The organism is Brevibacillus sp. TJ4 (genome assembly GCF_044627595.2).
Taxonomy (GTDB): domain Bacteria; phylum Bacillota; class Bacilli; order Brevibacillales; family Brevibacillaceae; genus Brevibacillus.
In genome coordinates, this window is the sequence record NZ_CP185865.1 from 809,820 (window position 1) to 831,227 (window position 21,408).

Sequence of the window (21,408 nt, forward strand, 5' to 3'; positions counted from 1 at the left end):
TCCGCTCATGATTCGAGCGGAGCCTTTTTTGCTGTCGGGATGAAGAACGAAACCGTCGTTCCCTGACCGGGTTCACTTTCGATCCGCAGTCCTTCGCCAAATAGCTGCTTCAGGCGCCGATCGGTATTGCGCAGTCCGATGCCCGCGACACGGTGGGCATTGCGATCGAACACTTGTTGCAGTCTCTCTTTTTTCATGCCGACACCGTCATCGCGCACGGTAACCAGCATCCCTTCGGATTGGCTGGCGATCAACACGCTCACCGTACCTCCTTGGCTTCGGGCAAGGACGCCGTGGCGCACGGCATTTTCGACCAGAGGCTGAATGGACAATGGCGGCAGCAGTACGTGCATCAAGTTTTCATCTACGTCCAGTTGGATGTTCAGTCGTTCCTCAAAGCGCACTTGCTCAATGTACAGATACGATTGGATGAGGTCCAGCTCATGGGAGAGCGGGACAAATTGGTCGGCGTTCTGCGATGCAAAGCTGGCTTGCAGGAAGTGCGCGAATTCGTTTAGCAGTTCACGCATTTTTTCCACGTCGTTCTCGCTGAGAGCGGCGATCGAACTGAGCGTGTTGAAGAGAAAATGCGGTTCAATTTGCGCCTGGAGAAAGGCCGCTTCGATGCGCAGCCGCTCGTGTACGGACCGCTTTAGTTCGGTCAGCGCTTTGACCCGCGCGCGCAGTTCCAGTCCGTCAATCGGCTTTGTCACGTAATCGTTTGCCCCGCAGCGGAAGCCGATATCCGCGTCCTCGGGGCGGGACCTTGCAGTCAAGAGCAAAATGGGCAGCTCATATACAGAGAAGCGCTCCCGCACCAATCGCGTCAGCTCGTATCCCGACATGTACGGCATCATCACATCGGCGATGATCAGATCCCACTTTCCGTTGTCGAGCATGGTCATGGCTTCCCTGCCGGTTGCGACCGTGACGATTTCATATGTCTCGGAGGGGAGAATTTCCTTTAGAATACCGAGATTGACCGGGTCATCGTCTACCGCCAAAATGCGGGCTTTGTCGCTGGCGACCGTCTCTTTCCGAGCATGGTCGGCAGGGATCGGCTCGACTTCAGCAGCGGAAGCCGTAGCAACGTAACGCGCGGCAGAGGCGAGAAAATCGGTGATGTCTTGCGTCTCCTGGCCGGTATGCTGCTCAGAAGGCTCGGCGAACGGCAAGGAAAACGAGAATTCCGAACCGTAGCCAGGGGTGGAGCGGACTTCGATGGTCCCTCCGTGCAGTTCCACGAGTTGCTTGCAAATGCTCAGCCCCAGACCAATCCCGCCTCCGATCGCCGTAATGCCGGAGTCAATCTGCTCGTAGCGTTCGAAGATTTGCTGCAAGGAGTCTTCATCAATGCCGACGCCTGTATCAGAGATGGTGATATAGGCCATGCCCTCCCGCTCTTCTGCACGGTCTGGGCGATGTTGAGGATGCCGTGCAGCGGATTTTTCAGCTCATGGGATGTGTTCGCGAGGAAGTCATCCTTCATCTTGTCCGCAGCCTGCAACTTTTTGTTGAGCGTTTCCGTCTCTGTAGCGTATGTAAAATACCGTTTTAACCAGAACGAGACAAAAATCGTGAACGTAATGATGAAATCAAGCGGATAAAAGGTAACCGGAGTCACATAGCCCCAATACTTTTTCAGCGCTGCCCACAGCACGTTTCCCAAAATCGAGACGGCAGCCAACAGAAAGAAGATACCGTCTTTATCTTTTTTCACAAAGGTTCTCAGAAACAAAATCGGTGCAAGCAAGAACGGTACGTGGTACAGCAAGCTAACCAGCGGCAGCGTAAACAGCGAGAGTGTAACCGGTACAAACAGAAACCAAAGCCCGGCGATGACATAGATGACACCTGCCAGACGGAAGAAACGGTTGTTGGCGTACTCGGGAATCAAGTATCGGACGAATTGCAAAAGGAAACCGCTTGTCCCGATGACCGACAGGTACGCCAGCTTTATCGAACTCTCGAAGCTGAGCGGATACCAGACGAGCAGCAGGCGGTCATCCGCGTTCAATGTCATCAATGTCGCGGAAAGTAGCAGCAGGATGAAGAAAACCAACACTTTTCCTCGCGTACCAAACAAGTAGGCAAGCAGGGCGTACAGCGCGTGCATGAGCAATATGGCAGCGACGGTAAACTCCATCATTGAATCAAATTGCACCTTTTTCGAAAGGGCCTCGTAACTGCCAAACAAGATGGGTTCTGTAATGCCTCCATCTAGCGGATGAATGTTATTGGAGACGTGGAGAACGAGTTCAATTTCGCTCCTGTCTGATCTGAAATGGGCCGTATAAGGGGTCCGATCGGCTCGAAAGATCTCATCGGACAAGGATGGCTGTCCGGATTGCGCCAACAGTTGGCCGTTTACATACAAGGCAGACGAGGTCGATACTTTGTAGACGGTAGACGCGAATTCCGTAGTCTTGCACATGCTCTGGATCTACCTTGATACGCAAGCGATAGGTGCCAGAACCGTACGGCGTGTCATTGGAGAGAGACGACTTCCAGTTGCCGGGAACCTGGATATAATCGGGCTTGTCCTGAAACGAAAGCGTATGGCGATACGGGTAAAATTCCCACTCGCCGTTCAGGCTCAAGGGGCGATTGGTCTCAAAGTCCCAATTTCGCAGGTCCAGTTCTCCTCGAACAGCGTTTTCATGTTCGGCAGCGCCGTGGTACTCCATCCAAAACACACGAAGGCTCGTCAATAGCATTAAAAATAGGATCGAAAGGACTAAAGCTTTTTTTTTTCGTCATCATCATTTATAGTGAATTCGACATATTCTGATACCGATCCTGCAATTTTCCCTCTTTTTTGTGAAGATAAACAAGTTATAATAAAAATGCTGTTTTCAACCATCTTCATGTCAAGTGGAGTGAAACAAGGAACGGGAGCAAAGAGAGGGGATACACCGATGCGAGCAATTCTCGTCGATGATGAAAGATTGGCTTTGCAGCATCTTCGGCGGATGCTGGAAACGGAAGTAGGGGATGTCGACATCGTCGGTGAATTTACAACTCCGGATCAGGTTGTCGTCCGGGCAAAAGAACTTTCGCCCGATGTGGTTTTCCTCGATATCCAGTTGCCAGCGATGAACGGTCTTCACCTGGGGGAGCAGGTCCAGGCGGCGGTCCCCGATGTCGAAATCGTCTTTGTCACCGGATTCGACAAGTATGCGGTGCAAGCGTTCGATCTCTACGCACTCGATTACATTATGAAACCGGTCCAACGGGGGCGTCTGCGCCAAACGGTACAGCGTTTGCGGGAAAAAATGCAGCTCAAGGCGGAGCGATGCCACGACCCGATGGAGCAGCAAATATGCTGTTTCAACCAGATTCGCTTCCAACTGCCGGGGCAAGAACCGCAAGTTCCCAAATGGCGGACCAGCAAAGCACAGGAATTGTTCGCGTATTTGCTGCATCATCGCGACCAGGTGATCGATCGGGGCATTTTGATTGAGCTTTTGTGGCCGGATTTTGAAATATCGCGGGCCGCGCAGCAGCTTTATACGACCATTTACCACATTCGGCAGACGCTGAAAAACAATGGAATGGATACAGTGTCGATCACTCCGAGTGAATTTGGCGGGGGCTACCGGCTTGACATCGGAGAGGCGAACATCGACACGGAAAGTTGGGAGAATCAGGTAAAAGAACTCGACCTGCCGAGTATCCACACCATCGTACACTATGAACATGTTTTGAACCAATATACCGGGGATTACCTCGGCGAGTACAGCTATCTCTGGGCGGAACCGGAACGGCAGCGGCTGTCGATGGTATGGCTGAACCTGGCGAGAAAGATTTCCGCGTTCTACATTGAACAAGACGACATAAAGGCTGCAATCCGGGTCAATCAGCGCATCCAGCACATACTTCCGGATGCAGAGGAAAGCTACTTTGTTTTGATGAAGCTCTACGATGCGTTGGGCGAGTTTGGCAATGTGGACGAGCAGTATTGGCTGTTGACGAACAAAGTCGAGAGGGAGCTGGCGTCTAGCGTTGGCGAGGAGATCAAGTCCTGGTATAAGCGGTGGAAAAAAACGGCCCGCTAAACAATCAAGCAGCACCCGGCATGGTATTGCCAGGGTGCTGCTTCGCTTTTGTGCGATACGGTTTATTTCGCCTGATCGCTTCCTGGCTCCAACAGCATGTGGATGCACGCGATCAACATTTCTTGTAGCGGACCAAAGGCGTATGCGACATCCAGCCGCTCCGTCCATTGATGGGCGTCGCGCCCGACAGGCCCGAGGTTCATTACCGGTACGTCGAACGCTTCCAGCTCTTGCAGCGGAATCGTATAGCCTTTGTCCCACAGCGGCATGTTGGCGACGAGGGGCTGCATCGCTGTGGCCGGAACTTGCAAGCCGCAGTAGCTCAAGTCCGATATTCCGCCGAAGTAATGCTGCAGCTTCAGACGTACCTGGTGCTGCGCTTGCGCATGTGCCTGCAATGCAGGGATGACACGCTTGATCAGCGGATGATGGCGCGAGCTGATTGCCGGGTAGAAGGGGGGAGCGAAAAACAGGACGATCATCGGCGAAAGCTCCTTGCACAAGATCGCCAGCCCGTCTACCAACTCGATTGCCATGTCGCGGTCGTCCCTGTCGCCGCGCTGGTCGATCAGTTCTTGCTGCAGCGCCTCGACACGCTCCTTTCCATGAGTGCGAACGGCGTAGTCGTACAACTCCGCGTACGACATGACGGCAATCGAGAGCGGTTGCGGTGCAAACGCGGCGTATTGGCTGTACTGCTCGGCCTGCTCGGCATAGTGCCTGGCCAACTTGTCCGCGGCCTTTTTCGCCGTTGCGAGCAGTGGTTCGACGACATCCTCGATCTGTTTTTCCAGCAAAAACAGGTTAAACAGCGTCACGGCACGATGCGGAATTTGCACCGAATAGCCTTTTTTCAGATCTTTTTGGATCAGGTTGGTCGGTGGGGCTGTCGCTTCCCCCTCGATCGTCTCGCAAAACGATGTGTTCAGTTCCATTTCGCACGTAAGCTGGGAAGCCATGAGATTGGCATTCAGTCCTGCCAGTGGTTCACCTACATGCGTCTCTTTGCCGTAACAGAGAAAGCCGGGCAGCACTTTGCCGATCGACCCGGTGTATATGTACTTCTCCGTATCGCCGGGAAAACGGGCGAACATCGGCTCGGAATTGACCACTGTCCTGTACACGAGTCCGTGCGTGCGGGCGAGTTCCAGCAGCACTGGCACTGCCGCGCGCATCCCGACGGAGTTTGCCTCTTCGTCTGGGACTGTCACCAGGAGCAGGTTGCCGGCAAACTCTCCGGCACAAGCCCGCTCGATCAGCGACATGTGCAAGGCAAGCCCGCATTTCATGTCCATCGTGCCGCGGCCAAAAAGCCAGTCGCCCGCTGCCATATCTTGCTGTACCGCCTCGGGAAGCTCGTCTGGCTGCTCGGCATAGAGACGGGTCAATGTCCGGGGATCGAAGGCGTGGGGCATCCAGGCACCGTAGTCCTCGACACTTACGACATCGAAGTGGCTGATCAGAATGATCGTATCCTGCACACCTTCTTTTTTCGCCAGGGCTGTGACAAATGCCCGCCCGTCATCTGTCGGGTGAAGCTGCAGGTGCTCAGGATGCTGCTGATAGTAGTCGAGCTCACGCAGTCGTTGCGTGACCGCAGACGGAAATTCCTTTTCCGCTGCGGATTCTGTGACGCTGGGAATTTGTACCAGATCACACAAAAGGTCGAGAAGCTGTTCATGGGTTTGCCATTTGCTCATGTCTGCATCCTCCGCTAGCCGCATGAACAACAGACATGCGGCCGATTACATGACCAATCTATCAGAATTTTCTCGCATAATCAATTGTGTGCGCTTCTTTTGCCAAAAGCCAGGGATCAGTGTGTATCGTTTGCGGTAGCCTGCCCGTAGTAATCAGCGATGTTTTCAAAAACGTGGATGTGTGACGATCAAACATGCAGGAGTGATGAAGAATGAAAACGGAGATTGCAGGCAAACCAATCCATGCCGCATCGCTGTGGATCGGATCGCTGGTGATTGCCTTCGCGGCCGACTTGCTGTTTTACGGCAAAACGCTCGGTGTTTCCTATCTGTTGTTTGTACTCGCACTGTACGTCTTTTTCCTCTGGCAAGCCAAGAGCCGGGGCTCCCTGGGGCAATTCCGCAGCAAGACGGGAGCGTGGCTTTTGACTGTGCCTGTATTGTTGCTCGCAAGCACCTTTGTGCTGTTTTCCAATCCGCTGTTTCCCCTTCTGAATGTTCTTTTGGTCCCGTTTTTGTTTATGCTGCAAACTTTGCTGCTCACCGACCATTTGCCAAAAAGGAGCCATCCCCTGGAATGGATCGGAGGCGTGTTCGGGTTTGTATGCGCGCGCGCCTTGCCAAACATCAGGCTGCCTTTTCGCTTCGCCAAGGACTGGTTCAGCGCCAACATGGATCGGCGCGGCATCGCCAAAAAGATCGGGACGGGTCTGCTCGTTTCCCTGCCGATCCTCATCGTCGTCATTCCCTTGCTGGCCAAGGCTGACAGCGTCTTTGCACATCTGTTCAACGAGCTGCCGCGGCGTTTGTTTGAACTGCAAGGTGTCGACGTGATCTTTCGGATGCTGCTGATTTTTCTGTTTGCCATCGGGGTATTCGCCTACTTTTACGCCTTGTGGAACGGACGCAAGGAGACAGCAGAGGAGCCGAAAGCGGCGGAACCGACGGAAAAGGCGGCATGGGACGGCATCGTGCTGGTGACGGTGCTGCTCGTAATCAATATCGTCTACGCCTCGTTTACTTACATCCAGATTTCCTATCTGTTCACGGGGGAGCGCGCGGTGCTGCCGGCGGGGATGACCTATGCCGAGTACGCGAGAAGCGGGTTTGGCGAGCTGGTGTGCGTGGCGCTGATCAATTTTGCGATCATGCTCAGCGCCATGTGGTACGCGTCCCGCGAGAAGCAAGGCTTGTACCGGACCGTCCAGCTATTGCTCAGCCTGCTTACGGTGTGTACGTGCTTTCTGCTCGTTTCCGCCTATTACCGCCTGTCGCTCTACGAAGCGGCGTACGGCTATACGTACATTCGCTTTCTCGCGCATGCGTTTATGATCGTGCTGTTTGTGATGCTGCTTGTCGCCCTGCTCAGCATATGGCGGGAGCGTTTTCCGCTGGTCAAGTCTTGCTTGTTGATCGGTTTTGTCGCTTACATCGCCGTCCAGTACGTCAATATGGATGCGCTGATCGCCACGAAAAATATCGCGCGCTATTACGCGACGGGCCAGATCGATGTGGAGTATCTGTCGCGGCTTTCCTATGATGCCGTACCCGCGATCATGCAATTGGCCCGCGATGAACAGATGCGGGATGCGGTCGCCGACCTGCTCCAGACGAAAAAAGAAGAGCTGGCAAAGCAGCGTTCCTGGCAGTCTTTCAACCTTTCCCGCTACTGGGCAGCAAGGCATCTTTCCCCGTAGCCACGCGTTCACCAATCGTTTGCCAGTTTGTCAACATTCGTTCACAGCTGCCATATTTTGGACGTCGTTTATTCCGTTACAATAAGGGTGAAAAGAGTCCAACAACGATACAGAAAGAGGGTTCTGACATGAAAAAGAAGTGGGGATTGCTAGTGTCGGCACTGGCTCTATCGACAATGCTTGTGACAGCCTGCGGAGGGGGGAACGCAGAGCAAGCATCCAATCAAAACGAATCGACTCCTGCGTCTACAACCGGTACCCAGGTGAATATCGAGGCGAGCAACTGGAAGTTCAACCAGGAAGTATTCGAGGTGAACGCGGGCGAAGAGTTCACGATCAACTTCAGCTCGACAGAAGGCTACCACGGGATCGGTATTCAAGGCCTGGACGTGGAGATCGAAAAAGAGGGAAGCAAGACCTTGAAGGTGGATGAACCAGGCGAGTACACGATTTTCTGCAATATTTTGTGCGGACCGGATCATGGCAAAATGATCGCCAAACTCGTCGTCAAGTAAATTACAAGCGCATTTTCCCAATACAAATGAGAGCGCTCTGTCCTGCCAAATCAGCGGGACGGAGTGCTTTTTTTCATCGATATACATATTTTCCCTCTGCTTGGTGCAAGGTAAGGAAGAAGCGATAAAAGGGACCAGTTTTTGGAGAAGGAGTTGGGCCGCCCTGGAAAAAAAGCGATACTATGTCACGCTGCAAGCCGGAACCACGGTCGCCGAGATTCGAGAAGGGAAAGGGGATTCCACCTACGACTTCGAGATCGAAGCGGACGAGGTAGAAGTGGGCATGATGCGCGACCTGCTGGAAAACTGCAAACACGGCGATTTTATGATGTGGATGCACGGCCATACGCTCTGGTCGGATATGCCGGACCGGGACAACGATGAGTACGATGACAATTTGCGCGCGCTCTACCAGATCGTATACCGGCTCGGCACGCCGAAGACGAGGAGCGACTTGCAGCAGATGGGACTGGTGGACAGGTTGGGGCTGGACAGGGAAGAACTGCGCCCGTTTTAAGCGGAACACACATGACCAACGAAGCAAGGAGTGAGGGAACATGAAGAAGTGGAACCAAGGCGTGATTGCTGCTGCACTGCTGCTTGGCACCGTGCTGCCAGGGGGCGTGCATGCGCAAGACCTGTCACAGCCGGTGGCTCTGGAACAGATGAGCCGCGACGAGGGCGGAGGGCACCTGAAATTCCGCCAGCGCATCAGTGCGCATCAGACGATGTACATGACGCTGTTGGCGGAAAAATATACGCCCGAGAGTGTAGATGAGTGGAAGCAAGTCTTGAAGGAGCGCGACCGGCTGATCGAGGAGATGAGGGCCGCCAAGGAAGCATCCGGTGAGGATCGCGAATGGATGGCCAAGCGCGAGGAACGCAAGAAAATCAGGGAAGAGCTGCGGGCCAAGGTGGAAAAAGGCGAAATCACCAGCGATGAGATGAAGCAGGAGCTGGAAAAGTGGAAGGAGAAGAACTTTCCCGGGAAAGCAGGCGACGATCAGGCCAGACGTGCGCAGATGGAGCAGTTCCGCGCTGTGTATGAGGAGTTCGACGGCGCGATCCAGTCTGGTGATTCTGCCCAGATCAAGGCCGTCATGCCCAAGCTGCTGGAACAATTGAAAGCCAAGAATGAACGGTTGGCAAAACGGCTGAAAGAAGTGAAAAAATAACAGGCAGGTTGACGGGTGTTCTCCATGCGGACGTAGCAGGCATGTGCGGGCACCCGTCTTTTTAATGATGGCTGCCTTCACGGACGGTCACGATCTGTTCGGACTCGCACGCCGGACACCAGCAAAGGTGCAGGCACTGGTGAAGTCGCAGGTCTGGATAGCCATTGGTCAGCTTGGCATCGTCGATTTCCCTGTAAGGGCTGTAATCACCGTAGTAATCGTACAATCTGCCGCCATCCTCCAAAGGACCGCTGCATGTGGTGCATGCTGCCCGAAGCGAAGAGAAACCATTGCAGACAGGACAGATATCATTCATGCTCTACTCCTCCCGAACACGGTATGCTGGGCTTAGCTTTTGCTTGCAGCGGACAAATTATGAGGCAGCAGCGCGAGCAGGATGCAAAAGCCCCGGCGACTCGCGTGGAGTCGGCGGGGCGTGAAGTTCGTCTGTATACTTCGAAAATGGTTATGACTTGAAATTGTCCATGCTCGATGAATGTCCTGGCTGCAGCTTGGCGTTCGGATTGATGTAGGCGATGGCATTGTTGACTGCTGTAGGGGCTTCGCCAAACCCTACGGCGATCAGCTTGACCTTGCCGGGATAGGTGGCGATGTCGCCGGCGGCGTAAATGCCCGGAATGTTTGTCTCCATGCGGGAGTTGACCACGATCGAGCCTTTTTCCAGCTCCAATCCCCAGTTTTTGATCGGCCCCAGTGAAGAGATAAAGCCGAAGTTGACGATCACGGCATCGACGTCGAGGTCGATTTCTTCCTTTGTCGCGGTATGCTGCAGCGTAATCCGCTCGATGTTTGTTTCGCCGTGCAGGGCTGAGATTTCATACGGGGTGGTGACCTTTACTTTGGACGACATCAGCATCTCGACGCTGTGTTCATGGGCGCGGAATTTGTCTCTGCGGTGGACGAGTGTGACTTCTGCGGCAATCGGTTCGAGCATCAGCGACCAGTCGAGAGCGGAGTCTCCACCGCCGATGACGGCCACGCGTTTGCCCTTGAAGGAGTTCAGATCGGTAACGAAATAGTGCAGATTGGTTTTCTCATATTTGATGGCATCTGGATGCTCCAGCCTGCGAGGTTCAAAAGCGCCGACTCCGGCGGTAATGATGACGGCCTTGGAGTAGTGAATGCCTTTGTCAGTCGTAATTTCCAGTACGTCATCCTGATTTCTGACTACGTTTTCCACCTTTTCTTCCAGGCAGATCGTCTGCTGGAACTGGGAAATCTGTTCTTTCAGGTTATTAATCAGGTCTTGCGCCAATACTTTGGGAAATCCGGCTACATCGTATATGTATTTCTCCGGATAGAGGGCAGAGAGCTGTCCGCCAAGTTGCGGCATACTTTCGATTATTTTGACAGAAGCCTGTCGCATTCCGCCGTAAAATGCGGTAAACAGGCCTGCAGGGCCGCCCCCGATAATGGTGATGTCATATACGTGCTCGTCCTTTTGCAGAAAATTCAATCTAAGCACCTCCGAATTAGTCTGAACGAACTTCTTCCTTATTATACCTATTGTTCCAGTCGAAAAAAAGCAGAGATTATCCGCTCATGGATTGGGAAAAAACGCTTGCAAATCGCATCAACTGTGGATAATATGATGGTAACTGTAAAAAAATTGTCATATTTTGCTTGTCTTTATTTGTGCATTTTTTCACAGGTGGAAAAGTTGAACAACGATGTGCCAAAGAAGTGAATCGTGGGCATCCTATGATCGAGAGTTACGTGAAAATTGGCACAAACTTCCACCTGACCACTTACTAAGAGAATGGAAGGGATACCATGAGCACACCAAACATTTTGATTCTGGGGGCAGGCTACGGGGGATTACTGACCACCCTGCAACTGCAAAAAAAGCTGAATTACAACGAGGCCGAGGTAACGCTGGTCAACAAGCACGACTACCACTACATCACGACCTGGCTGCATGAGCCGGCGGCGGGAACTTCTTCTGCCGACCACGCTCGCGTCTACCTGGATGAGATCATTAACAAGGACAAAATCAACTTCGTCAAAGGCACTGTCGCTTCGATTGAACCGCAGGAGCAGACTGTGACGCTGGAGGACGGACAGGTGCTGCCGTACGACTATCTGGTCATTGGTCTGGGCAGCGAGCCGGAGACGTTTGGCATCGAAGGACTGAAAGAATACGCCTTCAGCATTCGCAGCATCAACGCTGTTCGCCATATTCGCGAGCATATCGAGTACATGTTCTCCAAATACAAAAATGAGCCGGATCGTACCGATTACCTGACGTTTGTCGTCGGCGGCGCCGGTTTTACGGGCATTGAGTTCTGTGGCGAGCTGGGCGACCGGATTCCGGAGCTGTGCAAGGAGTTCGACGTCGACCGGGAGCTGGTCAAGGTGTACTGCATCGAGGCAGCACCGACAGCACTCCCAGGATTCGATCCGGAGCTGGTCAACTACGCGATGGAGATTTTGGAGAAAAAGGGCATCGAGTTCAAGATCGGCACGCCGATCAAGCAGTGCACACCGGACGGCGTCGTGCTCGCGACCGGCGAGGAAATCAAATCGAAGACAGTGGTCTGGGCTGCTGGCGTTCGCGGCAACAGCATCGTGGAAAAAGCGGGCTTTGAAGTCATGCGCGGACGTGTCAAGGTAGACGAATACCTGCGTGCTCCCGGCTACGAGAACGTCTTCGTCGTCGGCGACTGCGCTCTCATTTTCAATGAAGAGGGACGCCCGTACCCGCCAACCGCACAGATCGCAGTCCAGGAAGGCGAGACGCTGGGCGAAAACCTGGTAGCGATGCTGCGTGGCGAGCTGCCGCACAAGTTTGTCCCGCATCTGCAAGGAACCCTCGCCTCGCTGGGCAAAGGCGAAGGCATCGGCCAGGTGGGCTCGAAAAAGCTGTTTGGCAGCACGGCTGCGATGATGAAAAAAGCGAGCGACCTGCGCTATCTGCACAAAATCGGCGGAGTCGGCCTCGCATTGAAAAAAGTAAAGCTGTAGGCAAGGAACAAACAGTGTCCGGAAAGCGGCAGATGCTACTTTCCGGGCATTTTTTTATCCGGCGGGTCGATAAAGCCCCAGCATTTCCCTGCCGGATTTTGATGTTTTGCCGCAAATCAGAGAAAGAAGGAAGAAAACGAAGCTGCAATCGCTTACATTCGGGATTTTTCTTTCTCCATCCCATTGTCTGCAATTAGTGGACCGTGGTATATTATAATTCATTCATCTGAATTATCAGAATATAGAAAACAAGACTGCAGTGGAGGAAGGGAGAGACTTCGATGAAAAACACAAAAGAAGCGTGCACTTACTGCCAAGGAGAAGGGTACTTTCAGCTCTTGCTGGGGGGAACAGAAAGCTGTCCAGGTTGTGCAGGAACGGGTGTGCAGCCGTCACACGAAGCGACCGCTGCCATCGGGAGCGCAGCCGAGTAATCCGCCGTGTATTGACCTGCCTATCCGATTTGGGTACACTGAAAAACGGATATGCTCTTTTCCATATGTTGCGAACGGAAAAGAGATAGGCAGGAGGGTAACGGACTTATATGAGCGTGCTGCAGTTTGTCGTTTCGATCGTCTTGTTCGCCGTGCTTGGCTTTGGGATCGGGTTTATTTTTAACATGATTTTGCGGACAACCTGGCTGCCGGTCGTCTTTGCCGTCGGGATCGTGGCAGGGACGTTGATCGTCCAGAAGATTGTGCCGGGGATTTGGGATACAGTCATTCTGGCTTGCGGATTGTTGGGAACCGTGGGGAGCGGATGGACAATCCAAACCTTGCGAAAAAAGGGATATCGCATGTTTTGACATGCAAGCAAAACAGGCCCGAAAAAGGGGTCTGTTTTTTTTGTCGCATCGCAAACGCATGAATATTTGGGAAACAACCGGTGAATTTGTGTATATTTTCCTCCGGCTCGGGACATGACTAGAACCGAGAGGAGGTATACGAGAAATGTTTGGAAGAAAACCGCTTGCGAGTATCCTCGTGTGTTGCTTTCTGTTTATAACCTGCTTTGCCCGCGATGGATACAGCTATCATCTGGTGGGAGAAGGAGTGACCAGAGCTTCCGCATTTGGAGTGACGGAAATCAAAGAGGGACAGCGAGTTGTAAAAAAACGGACCGTATCTGCTGGCTCAGCCACGCAAGTGATCGATAAAACCGAAGTCATGCTGGAGCAATATCCGAAAGTGCGCGTGGTCGCTACTGGTTACTCCGCAGGATTTGAATCGACGGGCAAAACCCCGTCACACCCGTCTTACGGCATTACATACTCGGGTGTCAAAGTAAGAAGGGATGATTACTCGACGATTGCAGCGGACTTGCGCGTCTTCCCGCTGGGGACGGTTCTCTACATCCCCGGTTACGGGTACGGCGTAGTCGCGGACAAGGGAGGAGCGATTCGCGGCAACAAGATCGACCTGTACTTTGAGACCAAGCAAGATGTGTATGAGCAGTGGGGCAAAAAATCGGTCGATGTCTATGTCGTCAAGCGTGGAGACGGCAAGGTTACAGAGGCGTTCCTCAACTCGCTGAACGAGAAGGGCGTCGCTGCCTTGGCCGAAGTATCCAACTGAACGCACACGTGATTGTGCTGCTATTCAATCAGAATGTAAAAAGGTTTCGGCCCGTCAATGGGCGAAACCTTTTTTCCTTTTCACAAACGATGGGTCTATCGGCGATTGCCATGCACGAGGGCGACCAATTGCTCCAGTCCTTCGATAATCCGCGGAGACGGGCGGCAGTACAAGCCTTCCTCCAGCAGGTGCACCTGTCCCTGGCGAATCGCGGTCATGTCCTGCCACTCGGGCCGATCGGCGATCATGGATGGCTTGATGCGTTCGAGCTCGATGCCGCACCAGACGACACAGATATGGTCGGGATCACGCTTACGCACCATCTCCCGGGTCGCTTTCACATTGGCGACAGGATAGTCGGCGAACACGTTGGTGGCGCCGGCAAGCTCGCTTACATCGGTCAGCCAGTTTTCCTTTCCCGGGGTGTAGATCGGGTTGGGCCACCACTCCCAGTAGAGCTTCGGTTTTTCGTCCAGGGATGCCGTCTGCTGCCGGATCGTTTCTACTTTTTCGGCAAATTCGCAGGCGAGCTGCTCGGCTTCCCGGACTTTTCCGATGGCTTCTCCGACCAGCCGGATGTCGTCCGGGATGTCCGAAATGCGGGAGGGATTGAGTACGATATGGGGGAGCCCACGCTCCTGCAGGGCTGTGATGTTTGCCTCCATGCCAGGGACGCTGAGCGAGGCGACGACGAGGTCCGGCTTCAAAGCGGCGACGCGATCCATGTCAATCGTCAGGTCCGGCCCGACTCTCGGCAAATGCTGCCACTCATCCGGCCAGTCCGAATGGTCGTCGAGCCCGACAACCTCGTCTCCTGCACCCAGGTAATACAAAATCTCCGTATTGCTGGGACAAATCGATACGATGCGCATACGTCTCCCTCCTGTGTCTATGTAAAGAAAGGATGGACGAGCAAGGCGACGATGACCCCGAGTGTGCCGCCTACAAATACTTCAATCGGCTGATGGCCGAGGAGTTCTTTCAGTTTTTTTGTCTTTTCCTCGCTGGGGCGGCGTTTTAAAGTCTTCATGCCTTCCAGCAGGTGGTTGAATTCATCAACCAGCTTGTTGAGGACGACAGCCTGCAGTCCGGCATGACGGCGCACGCCGGCAGCGTCGAACATGACGATGACGCCGAGGATGGCACAGATCGCAAACATGTTGCTGCCAAAGCCTTCACGCAAGCCGATTGCCGTCGAGAGAGCGGTGACGGCGGATGAGTGGGAGCTGGGCATGCCGCCCGTGCTAAACATCAGCGGCCATTGCCACGTCCGGGTAGCCAAAAAATGAAGCGGAATTTTGATGAATTGGGCAATTCCTATGGCAAGTAGCGCAGCCCACAAAGGAAAGTTGCTCATTACATGATTCGCCACTTAAAAAACATTCCTTTCTATGTACACATCTGAATTTATTGTAACAGAAGGGCGCTCCTCTCATCCGTAAAGTTTATGAAAAACCGTCAACCGGCCATAAGCTCATTGTCTGGATTTCAGTAATTGCCAATCTGTGTTACCATGAAGGGGATAAGACCACAACGAAAGGCGTGCACATGATGCAGTATCCGGCCCAGTATGTACAGTTCATCGAAAAGTTCAATGCGGGCGAGTACTACGAGTGCCACGACTTGCTGGAAGAAATCTGGATGGAAGACAAAACCGACAAGTTCTTGCAAGGACTGCTGCAGCTCGCTGTCGGGCTGTACCATCTCGAATACGGAAACATCAAGGGAGCGCGCTGGATGTTCGGCAATGCCCGCAAGTATTTGAGCCGTTACGAACCTATGCACGGCGGGCTTGATGTTCGTGACATCATCCGCTACATACAGGCTTGCGAGGCGGTGTTGCCGGATGCCGACACGATTTCGTTCGAACAGGCAAAGGCATTGGAAGTCCCTTCCATGCGGCTGGTGATTGCCGGTCCGTAACATTCTTGTATAGCGCGCACAATAGTATCCTACCATATGAGGAGAGGGAAGAGTATATGGAAGTAAAGGTGGAGCGACGATTGCGTCTGACCGAAACCCCGTGCGATGAGCTGTTGATTCCGCTCTGGAAGGGAGAAACGCTCGCGGAGGTGTATCCTGAGCTGGATCAGGCATTTGCTGGAGGTCTGGGCGAGCTTCAGGAGGAGCAGGAAATCAAAGGGGAGGTCAAATCCGTCGCCATCGTGCATACCATGGGCAGATTGGCAGCGAAAAAGCTGATCGTCGTCGGTATGGGCGATCCCGATACATTTGACTTTGTCGCGGCTCGCACAGCCTGGGGCCGCGCTGCGAAAACAGTCTTTGCAAAAGGCAAGGACAAAAGCATCGCCATCGATCTGCTGACAACTGACAAACTCGCGCCGGAGCGGTTGGCTCAGGCAGTGACGGAGGCGTTCGGACTGGCCGATTACCATTACGAAGGCTACCGCAAGCAAGTGAAGCGCGAGCAGCAGCCTGTCGCGGAAGTGCGGATCATGGTCGGCGAGGAGATGGAAGAGGCAAAAGTCGGCGAAGGCGTCAATCGCGGTCTGGCACTGGTCGCGGGAACGAACCTCGCCCGGACGCTGGTCAACGAGCCGGGGAACTACCTCGTCCCGCGCGCGCTGAAGGATGCGGCGGTAGAAGTGGCCACGCGCCATGGCATGGAGGTCGTGGTGCTGGGACAGGAGCAACTGGAAGAGCTGGGCATGGGCGGCGTCCTGTCTGTAGCCCAGGGCAGCGCACAGGAGCCGTACGTTGTCGCGATTCGTTACCAAGGGCGGGAAACCTGGGATGACGTGATCGGCCTCGTGGGCAAAGGGGTCACGTTCGATACCGGGGGCATCTCGATCAAACCGGTAGCGGGTATGGAGAATATGAAATCAGACATGGGCGGTGCGGCTTCGGTACTCGGCGCAGTAGAGGCGCTGGGAAGGATTAAGCCGAAAGTCAACGTGCTGGCTGTCATCGGCACGGTCGAGAACATGCCGTCGGGTACGGCGTATCGCCCCGGCGATGTGATTACGACGATGAGCGGAAAAACCGTGGAGATCATCACCACCGACGCAGAAGGCCGACTGGTGCTGGCCGATTGCATTACTTACGCCAAGCAGCAAGGCGTCAGTTGTCTGGTCGACGCGGCGACCTTGACCGGCGGAGTGAGTGTCGCGCTGGGCAACATTTGCTCCGGAGCGATGACGAACAACCAGCAACTGATGGACGAACTGCTCGCAGCCGCTGACGTGGCCGGAGAGCGCCTCTGGCAGTTGCCTACTTTTCCGGAATACCGCGAGCTGAACAAGAGCCATTTTGCCGATCTGAAAAATTCGGGCGGACGCTACGGGCACGCCATCATCGGCGGCGTGTTTTTGCAGGAATTTGCCGAGGATACGCCGTGGGTGCACCTGGACATCGCCGGCACCGCTTACGCCAGCAGCGCCAAGGACATGCAGCCATACGGCGGGACAGGCGTGATGACCCGTACACTCGTCCAGTTTGTGACCAGTCGCAGTCAATCCAAGTAAAGGGAGTGTTTGTATGACACAAAATCCGAGCAATGAAGCGCGTCGCCAACTTCTCGAGGAAGCCAAAACGATTGCGGTCGTCGGTCTTTCCAACAAGCCGGATCGCACCAGCTACATGGTCTCTGCCGCGATGCAGAGCAACGGCTACAAAATCATTCCGGTAAACCCGATGATCGCCGGGGAGACCGTGTTGGGAGAAAAGGCAGTAGCCAGCCTGCTGGAAATCGATGGGCCGGTGGATATTGTCAATGTGTTCCGCCGCAGCGAAGATGTATTGCCTGTCGCGGAAGAGACGTTGAAAATGAAGCAAAAGCCGAAAGCGTTCTGGATGCAGCAGGGCATTGCCAACGAAGAAGCGGCAAAGCTGGCTGGCGATGAGGGAATCGCCGTCATCCAGGACATGTGCATCAAGGTCGATCACGCGTTGCTGCGCGTCGGAAAATAAGAGCGGCTTGTCGGCGGGCAAGCAGTTGTGGTAAGAAAAAAAGTACTGACAGATACGCAATTGGACAGGAGGGTTATTGATGTCAAATCGAAGTGTACAGGATCGCATTCCTCCCAATCAGAAACAAACGACCGGATTTCCTGTGCTGCATTACGGGGATGTGCCGGAATATACAGATCTTTCCACGCAGTGGAGCTTCCGCATCTTCGGCCTCGTAGAGCAGGAAGTGACGCTCTCCTACGAGCAGATGATGGCGCTGCCCAAAGGCGAGTCGACCAACGACATTCACTGCGTAACGGGCTGGAGCAAGCTCGACAACGTGTGGGAAGGCATCCCTGTGGAAGAAGTCGTGAAGCTGGTCAAGGTGAAACCGGAAGCGAAATACGTCATGCTGCACGCCGAGCAAGGCTGGACAGCAAACGTGCCGCTCGCCGATTTCCTCGCTCCGGGCAACCTGTTTGCCACCAAGCACAACGGAGAAGACTTGACCCCGGAGCACGGCTGGCCGCTTCGCTTTGTCATCCCGCACCTCTACTTCTGGAAGAGCGCCAAATGGGTGCGCGGCATCGAATTCATGGAGAAAGACCGCCAAGGCTTCTGGGAGAGAAATGGTTACAACATGTACGGAGACCCGTGGAAGGAACAGAGATTTGCCTGGGATTAAAACGAGCTCTCACTCCAATAGCAGTGTGCAAAAACAGCTTATTCCTATTAAGGATAAGCTGTTTTTTTATTTGCTCAATGGCTAAGTTGACGTTAAAACCCCGCCCGGAGCAAAAGCAATGGGCGGGGGCTTGTGACTAGCTTCCAAACCGAATGAAGAAACATGCGAAAGCAACCAAGAATGAAATGAGAGTAGCTAGACGTTTGTTTATGCGTGGAAAAAAGATGACAAGTGCGAACATGGTAACGACAAGAGGAACCAAAGTCCATAAGACGAAGGTCAATAGACCTCCTAGGATTAATTCCGTAAACAATTCAATTTCTGGCATGATTTCACTCCCCTTTTACCAATTATCGGAGAATGAGAACGAAAGATTTGTATAAAAGTCTCGATTGTTCGTCAATTTATTCCCTCCCGGACATTCCGCACTTGCCCCTGACTGACTCCGATCAATGCCATACCTAACACAATCAAACCCCCGCCCGTCCACTGCTGCCTGCCCGCGGTTTCTCCCAGTACGACAACCGACAGCAACAGGGCCGTAAACGGCATCATCCCGGAGAGAGCCGCTGCGGTCGAGGCGTGGCATCGTTTGATTCCCGCATACCAAAACAGAAAGGCGAGCGCGGTCACAATCGGCCCGTACCAAAACAGTGCCAGCCATTCCCGCCAGCCGATGAGAAAGAGGGCTGACAGCGGTTGCTCAAAGTACGACGGGACCAGGCAGAGCAGCCAGGCGATGAACGTGACCAGTGTCGTCTGGGCCAACGGATGAAGCGGTTTGCGATGACCGACAGCGTTCTGTACGGCGCTGCTGCGTGAAATGACGTTAAACAGCGATTCGCTCACCGCCGCGCATAGCACGAGAATGTTTCCAGCGGCATGGTTCAGGGAAAACGCATCGCCCGCTCCAGGTGTCAACAGTCCTTGTACAAGCAAAATCCCTCCGATGGTGCTTGCAATTCCCATAAATGCGCTTCGCGTGATCCTCTCCTTTAGCAAAGCCACTGCCAGCATAACGGTGACAGCAGGAGTCGCTCCGGTCAGGATTCCGGCTTCTGCGGCGCTCGTCAGGGGCAGGCCGTAGAGAAAAAACATGCGGAACAACACGATGCCAAACAGCGCTTGCAACGTGAGCAGCCCCCAGTCGCGCACCGTCAATTGACGAATTGCTCCCATCACAAACCGCCAGCTAAGCGGCAGCAAGCACAGGATCGCCAAAAACAGGCTCATTGCCGTTATGCGAAATATTCCGAGCGTTGCCGGAATGAAACTGGCGGCGATCACCGAACTGCCTGCCAGCGTAAACGCGCCGATCAAATACGCCATACCTCTCCACTGCTCCACCAACAGCCACATCCTTTTGCCAAAAATCGCTCCCATAGGAACTGGAAAATCATGCTACAATCGTAAAAAAGAAAGTGGTATGGGAAAAGCACCAGTTCAGCGCTAGTTGATCCAGACCAGTTGGAGGGCACCTATGTGGGGAATCGAACTGCAGCGACAAAGCGAAGTTCCGTTAAAACGTCAGATTTACCAGATGTTCAGGGAGCAGATTGTGAGCGGCAGGCTGAGGGCTGGCGAAGCATTGCCCTCCACGCGCGAATTGGCTGCGGAGTTGAACGTCTCGCGCAACACGGTCAATGAAGCGTACGACATGCTGCTTGCCGAAGGCTTTGTCGCCAGCCGCCAGGGAGCGCCGACACGTGTAGCCGAGGGAATCTCGCTGGAGCAGATCCCGGTAAGCAGGCCGAAGCGACCGAGTGAGACAGCACGCTTTTGGGAGGCCGACTTTGCTACCGGTCGTCCCGATTTGCGGCAATTCCCGCGCTATGTATGGCAGCAGATATCGCAAAAGGCATTGGGCGATATGCCGCTGGACCTGTTGGACTACAGCGGTCCGCAGGGATTGCCGGAGCTGCGCGAGGAAATCGCCGCCTGGCTGTTTCGCAGCAAAGGACTTACGGTGGACGCCCGGCATATATTCATTACGGCAGGTGCTACCCACGCCCTGCACGTGATCGCCGACCTGGTCCACCAGGAAGGGAAAGAAATGCTGGTCGAGGACCCCTGCAATCGCGGAATGCTGCAGACACTGCAAAACAAAGGCTACCCGATCGCGCCGATTCCTGTGGATGCGAGCGGACTGCAGACGGAAGCCTTGCAGGGAAAACGCGCCTGTGCGGTCTATGTCACGCCTTCACATCAATTTCCGCTGGGAGGGATATTGCCCGCTGCCCGTCGTGCGGCGCTCATCCGCTACGCCCGCGAGCAGGACTGCTATATCGTGGAAGACGATTACGACAGCGAGTTCCGGTATTACGGCGATCCTGTCACGCCGCTGTTCGCCATGGACCCGGAGCGGGTGGTGTACGTCGGCACCTTTAGCAAGGTCTTGTTCCCGGGGCTGCGCATCGGCTATGTGATCCTGCCCGGCAAACTGCATCATCAGTGGCGGCAATTGCGTACGCACACGGATGTGCAAAACCCCCCGTTTGAACAAGCGGTTCTGGCTGAATTTTTGCGAACGCGAAAATTCGACCACCATCTTCGGAAGATGAAAAAGCGTTACCGGGAGCGTCGTCAGGTGCTGCTGGAAGCGCTGGCGATGCATTTTGGAGATACATGCCGCAGTTGGGGAGACGCGGCAGGGCTGCATCTCGCAGTGGAATTTCCCGGTGCTTGCCTGGACGAAAAATTCGCGCAGGCATGCCGACAGAGCGGGATTCGCATTACGCCCGTCGAATATCACTGTATCCAAAAAGGAAGGCATCGAGACAAGCTGTTGTTTGGCTACGGTCATTTGGAGCCCGAGGAGATCCGTCAGGGAGTCAGGTTGTTGTGTGATGTGTGGAAATCCTTTGCAAAATGAGAGGAGGCCGACCCTGATCGGAACGGACAACATGTTGATCCAATCCGGTGTCGTTGCCCATGTAGAGGCTTTATACCATCCTTTTTCAAAATGGGATAGTTTGAAAAAGGGAAACGGTAATTATTAATGTTGATAAGGTACCAGCAAACAGTAAAGTGATGATGTTCCGTCTGTTCGTCTCTTCAGAAGGTTTCACAAGTTCTCTGGACACTGCAATCCAAATCACAATGGACGCTAT

At 54.0% G+C, this 21,408-nt stretch carries 23 protein-coding genes; 14 read left to right on the forward strand and 9 right to left on the reverse strand.

Annotated features, from left to right (window positions below; translation table 11 throughout):
* Positions 1-5: 5 nt before the first annotated feature.
* The 3 genes from ACAF76_RS03740 to ACAF76_RS03750 form a co-directional block, all read right to left on the reverse strand.
* On the reverse strand, positions 6-1,340 hold the full coding sequence (locus ACAF76_RS03740) for an ATP-binding protein (protein ID WP_421617891.1): 1,335 nt from the start codon (positions 1,338-1,340) through the stop codon (positions 6-8).
* Positions 1,262-2,164, reverse strand: coding sequence for a 7TM diverse intracellular signaling domain-containing protein (locus tag ACAF76_RS03745; RefSeq protein ID WP_421617489.1), 903 nt, complete (start codon positions 2,162-2,164; stop codon positions 1,262-1,264). Before ACAF76_RS03745 ends, ACAF76_RS03740 begins: the two co-directional genes overlap by 79 nt.
* Before the next feature lie 157 nt (positions 2,165-2,321).
* Positions 2,322-2,696, reverse strand: coding sequence for a hypothetical protein (locus tag ACAF76_RS03750; RefSeq protein WP_421617490.1), 375 nt, complete (start codon positions 2,694-2,696; stop codon positions 2,322-2,324).
* Between the two features lie 222 nt (positions 2,697-2,918).
* Here ACAF76_RS03750 and ACAF76_RS03755 point away from each other — a divergent pair, with 222 nt between their 5' ends.
* Positions 2,919-4,058, forward strand: a complete 1,140-nt coding sequence (locus tag ACAF76_RS03755; RefSeq protein ID WP_421617491.1) for a response regulator — start codon at positions 2,919-2,921, stop codon at positions 4,056-4,058.
* Positions 4,059-4,120: 62 nt separating this feature from the next.
* On the opposite strand, the gene ACAF76_RS03760 is transcribed toward ACAF76_RS03755, so the two are convergent.
* A complete protein-coding gene (locus ACAF76_RS03760; RefSeq protein ID WP_421617493.1) occupies positions 4,121-5,758 on the reverse strand; it encodes a M20/M25/M40 family metallo-hydrolase in 1,638 nt (545 codons plus the stop codon).
* Positions 5,759-5,970: 212 nt separating this feature from the next.
* Between ACAF76_RS03760 and ACAF76_RS03765 the strand changes: the two genes are divergently transcribed.
* The 4 genes from ACAF76_RS03765 to ACAF76_RS03780 all read left to right on the forward strand — a co-directional run bounded on the left by ACAF76_RS03765 (position 5,971) and on the right by ACAF76_RS03780 (position 9,145).
* On the forward strand, positions 5,971-7,455 hold the full coding sequence (locus tag ACAF76_RS03765; RefSeq protein WP_421617495.1) for a DUF4153 domain-containing protein: 1,485 nt from the start codon (positions 5,971-5,973) through the stop codon (positions 7,453-7,455).
* A gap of 128 nt (positions 7,456-7,583) precedes the next feature.
* Positions 7,584-7,970 carry a cupredoxin domain-containing protein gene (locus ACAF76_RS03770; protein ID WP_421617496.1) on the forward strand — a complete coding sequence of 129 codons (387 nt, stop codon included), beginning with the start codon at positions 7,584-7,586 and terminating at the stop codon, positions 7,968-7,970.
* Positions 7,971-8,073: 103 nt separating this feature from the next.
* Positions 8,074-8,487, forward strand: a complete 414-nt coding sequence (locus ACAF76_RS03775; protein WP_421617892.1) for a hypothetical protein — start codon at positions 8,074-8,076, stop codon at positions 8,485-8,487.
* Positions 8,488-8,527: 40 nt separating this feature from the next.
* The gene (locus ACAF76_RS03780; RefSeq protein ID WP_421617497.1) at positions 8,528-9,145 is read left to right on the forward strand and encodes a hypothetical protein; all 618 of its coding nucleotides are present in this window, start codon (positions 8,528-8,530) and stop codon (positions 9,143-9,145) included.
* Between the two features lie 61 nt (positions 9,146-9,206).
* Here ACAF76_RS03780 and ACAF76_RS03785 read toward each other — a convergent pair whose 3' ends face one another.
* Together ACAF76_RS03785 and ACAF76_RS03790 are read right to left on the reverse strand one after the other, a co-directional pair.
* Entirely contained in the window at positions 9,207-9,461 is a 255-nt protein-coding gene (locus ACAF76_RS03785; protein ID WP_421617498.1) for a hypothetical protein, read from the reverse strand.
* 150 nt (positions 9,462-9,611) lie between these two features.
* Entirely contained in the window at positions 9,612-10,613 is a 1,002-nt protein-coding gene (locus ACAF76_RS03790; protein ID WP_421617893.1) for an NAD(P)/FAD-dependent oxidoreductase, read from the reverse strand.
* Positions 10,614-10,939: 326 nt separating this feature from the next.
* Here ACAF76_RS03790 and ACAF76_RS03795 point away from each other — a divergent pair, with 326 nt between their 5' ends.
* From ACAF76_RS03795 to ACAF76_RS03810, 4 genes are all read left to right on the forward strand, one after another.
* Positions 10,940-12,130, forward strand: coding sequence for an NAD(P)/FAD-dependent oxidoreductase (locus ACAF76_RS03795; RefSeq protein WP_421617499.1), 1,191 nt, complete (start codon positions 10,940-10,942; stop codon positions 12,128-12,130).
* A gap of 281 nt (positions 12,131-12,411) precedes the next feature.
* Positions 12,412-12,564 (forward strand): YuiA family protein, encoded by a 153-nt coding sequence (locus tag ACAF76_RS03800; protein ID WP_421617500.1) that lies wholly within the window; start codon positions 12,412-12,414, stop codon positions 12,562-12,564.
* A gap of 110 nt (positions 12,565-12,674) precedes the next feature.
* Positions 12,675-12,935 carry a YuiB family protein gene (locus tag ACAF76_RS03805; RefSeq protein ID WP_421617501.1) on the forward strand — a complete coding sequence of 87 codons (261 nt, stop codon included), beginning with the start codon at positions 12,675-12,677 and terminating at the stop codon, positions 12,933-12,935.
* A gap of 145 nt (positions 12,936-13,080) precedes the next feature.
* The gene (locus tag ACAF76_RS03810; RefSeq protein WP_421617502.1) at positions 13,081-13,704 is read left to right on the forward strand and encodes a 3D domain-containing protein; all 624 of its coding nucleotides are present in this window, start codon (positions 13,081-13,083) and stop codon (positions 13,702-13,704) included.
* Positions 13,705-13,799: 95 nt separating this feature from the next.
* Here the strand turns inward: ACAF76_RS03810 and ACAF76_RS03815 are convergent, their stop codons facing one another.
* Positions 13,800-14,576: a cobalamin-binding protein gene (locus ACAF76_RS03815; protein WP_421617504.1), complete on the reverse strand. Its 777-nt coding sequence runs from the start codon at positions 14,574-14,576 to the stop codon at positions 13,800-13,802.
* 17 nt (positions 14,577-14,593) lie between these two features.
* Positions 14,594-15,061, reverse strand: coding sequence for a divergent PAP2 family protein (locus ACAF76_RS03820; RefSeq protein WP_421617894.1), 468 nt, complete (start codon positions 15,059-15,061; stop codon positions 14,594-14,596).
* 194 nt (positions 15,062-15,255) lie between these two features.
* Here ACAF76_RS03820 and ACAF76_RS03825 point away from each other — a divergent pair, with 194 nt between their 5' ends.
* The 4 genes from ACAF76_RS03825 to ACAF76_RS03840 all read left to right on the forward strand — a co-directional run bounded on the left by ACAF76_RS03825 (position 15,256) and on the right by ACAF76_RS03840 (position 18,298).
* A complete protein-coding gene (locus ACAF76_RS03825; RefSeq protein ID WP_421617895.1) occupies positions 15,256-15,627 on the forward strand; it encodes a DUF309 domain-containing protein in 372 nt (123 codons plus the stop codon).
* 56 nt (positions 15,628-15,683) lie between these two features.
* The gene (locus tag ACAF76_RS03830; RefSeq protein WP_421617505.1) at positions 15,684-17,189 is read left to right on the forward strand and encodes a leucyl aminopeptidase; all 1,506 of its coding nucleotides are present in this window, start codon (positions 15,684-15,686) and stop codon (positions 17,187-17,189) included.
* A gap of 13 nt (positions 17,190-17,202) precedes the next feature.
* A complete protein-coding gene (locus ACAF76_RS03835; protein WP_421617506.1) occupies positions 17,203-17,634 on the forward strand; it encodes a CoA-binding protein in 432 nt (143 codons plus the stop codon).
* A gap of 79 nt (positions 17,635-17,713) precedes the next feature.
* Positions 17,714-18,298 (forward strand): sulfite oxidase-like oxidoreductase, encoded by a 585-nt coding sequence (locus ACAF76_RS03840; RefSeq protein ID WP_421617508.1) that lies wholly within the window; start codon positions 17,714-17,716, stop codon positions 18,296-18,298.
* 399 nt (positions 18,299-18,697) lie between these two features.
* Here ACAF76_RS03840 and ACAF76_RS03845 read toward each other — a convergent pair whose 3' ends face one another.
* Positions 18,698-19,645 carry a DMT family transporter gene (locus ACAF76_RS03845; RefSeq protein ID WP_421617509.1) on the reverse strand — a complete coding sequence of 316 codons (948 nt, stop codon included), beginning with the start codon at positions 19,643-19,645 and terminating at the stop codon, positions 18,698-18,700.
* A 133-nt stretch (positions 19,646-19,778) separates the two neighbouring features.
* On the opposite strand from ACAF76_RS03845, the gene ACAF76_RS03850 reads away from it, so the two are divergent.
* Positions 19,779-21,170: a PLP-dependent aminotransferase family protein gene (locus tag ACAF76_RS03850; RefSeq protein ID WP_421617510.1), complete on the forward strand. Its 1,392-nt coding sequence runs from the start codon at positions 19,779-19,781 to the stop codon at positions 21,168-21,170.
* The last annotated feature ends 238 nt before the right edge of the window (positions 21,171-21,408 follow it).

Bases quoted from the DNA above. Each gene is read 5' to 3' on its own strand.
- ACAF76_RS03755 (WP_421617491.1), top strand. From the start codon at position 2,919: ATGCGAGCAATTCTCGTCGATGATGAAAGATTGGCTTTGCAGCATCTT.
- ACAF76_RS03760 (WP_421617493.1), bottom strand. From the start codon at position 5,758: ATGAGCAAATGGCAAACCCATGAACAGCTTCTCGACCTTTTGTGTGAT.
- ACAF76_RS03765 (WP_421617495.1), top strand. From the start codon at position 5,971: ATGAAAACGGAGATTGCAGGCAAACCAATCCATGCCGCATCGCTGTGG.
- ACAF76_RS03770 (WP_421617496.1), top strand. From the start codon at position 7,584: ATGAAAAAGAAGTGGGGATTGCTAGTGTCGGCACTGGCTCTATCGACA.
- ACAF76_RS03780 (WP_421617497.1), top strand. From the start codon at position 8,528: ATGAAGAAGTGGAACCAAGGCGTGATTGCTGCTGCACTGCTGCTTGGC.
- ACAF76_RS03785 (WP_421617498.1), bottom strand. From the start codon at position 9,461: ATGAATGATATCTGTCCTGTCTGCAATGGTTTCTCTTCGCTTCGGGCA.
- ACAF76_RS03795 (WP_421617499.1), top strand. From the start codon at position 10,940: ATGAGCACACCAAACATTTTGATTCTGGGGGCAGGCTACGGGGGATTA.
- ACAF76_RS03800 (WP_421617500.1), top strand. From the start codon at position 12,412: ATGAAAAACACAAAAGAAGCGTGCACTTACTGCCAAGGAGAAGGGTAC.
- ACAF76_RS03805 (WP_421617501.1), top strand. From the start codon at position 12,675: ATGAGCGTGCTGCAGTTTGTCGTTTCGATCGTCTTGTTCGCCGTGCTT.
- ACAF76_RS03810 (WP_421617502.1), top strand. From the start codon at position 13,081: ATGTTTGGAAGAAAACCGCTTGCGAGTATCCTCGTGTGTTGCTTTCTG.
- ACAF76_RS03815 (WP_421617504.1), bottom strand. From the start codon at position 14,576: ATGCGCATCGTATCGATTTGTCCCAGCAATACGGAGATTTTGTATTAC.
- ACAF76_RS03820 (WP_421617894.1), bottom strand. From the start codon at position 15,061: ATGAGCAACTTTCCTTTGTGGGCTGCGCTACTTGCCATAGGAATTGCC.
- ACAF76_RS03825 (WP_421617895.1), top strand. From the start codon at position 15,256: ATGCAGTATCCGGCCCAGTATGTACAGTTCATCGAAAAGTTCAATGCG.
- ACAF76_RS03830 (WP_421617505.1), top strand. From the start codon at position 15,684: ATGGAAGTAAAGGTGGAGCGACGATTGCGTCTGACCGAAACCCCGTGC.
- ACAF76_RS03835 (WP_421617506.1), top strand. From the start codon at position 17,203: ATGACACAAAATCCGAGCAATGAAGCGCGTCGCCAACTTCTCGAGGAA.
- ACAF76_RS03840 (WP_421617508.1), top strand. From the start codon at position 17,714: ATGTCAAATCGAAGTGTACAGGATCGCATTCCTCCCAATCAGAAACAA.
- ACAF76_RS03850 (WP_421617510.1), top strand. From the start codon at position 19,779: ATGTGGGGAATCGAACTGCAGCGACAAAGCGAAGTTCCGTTAAAACGT.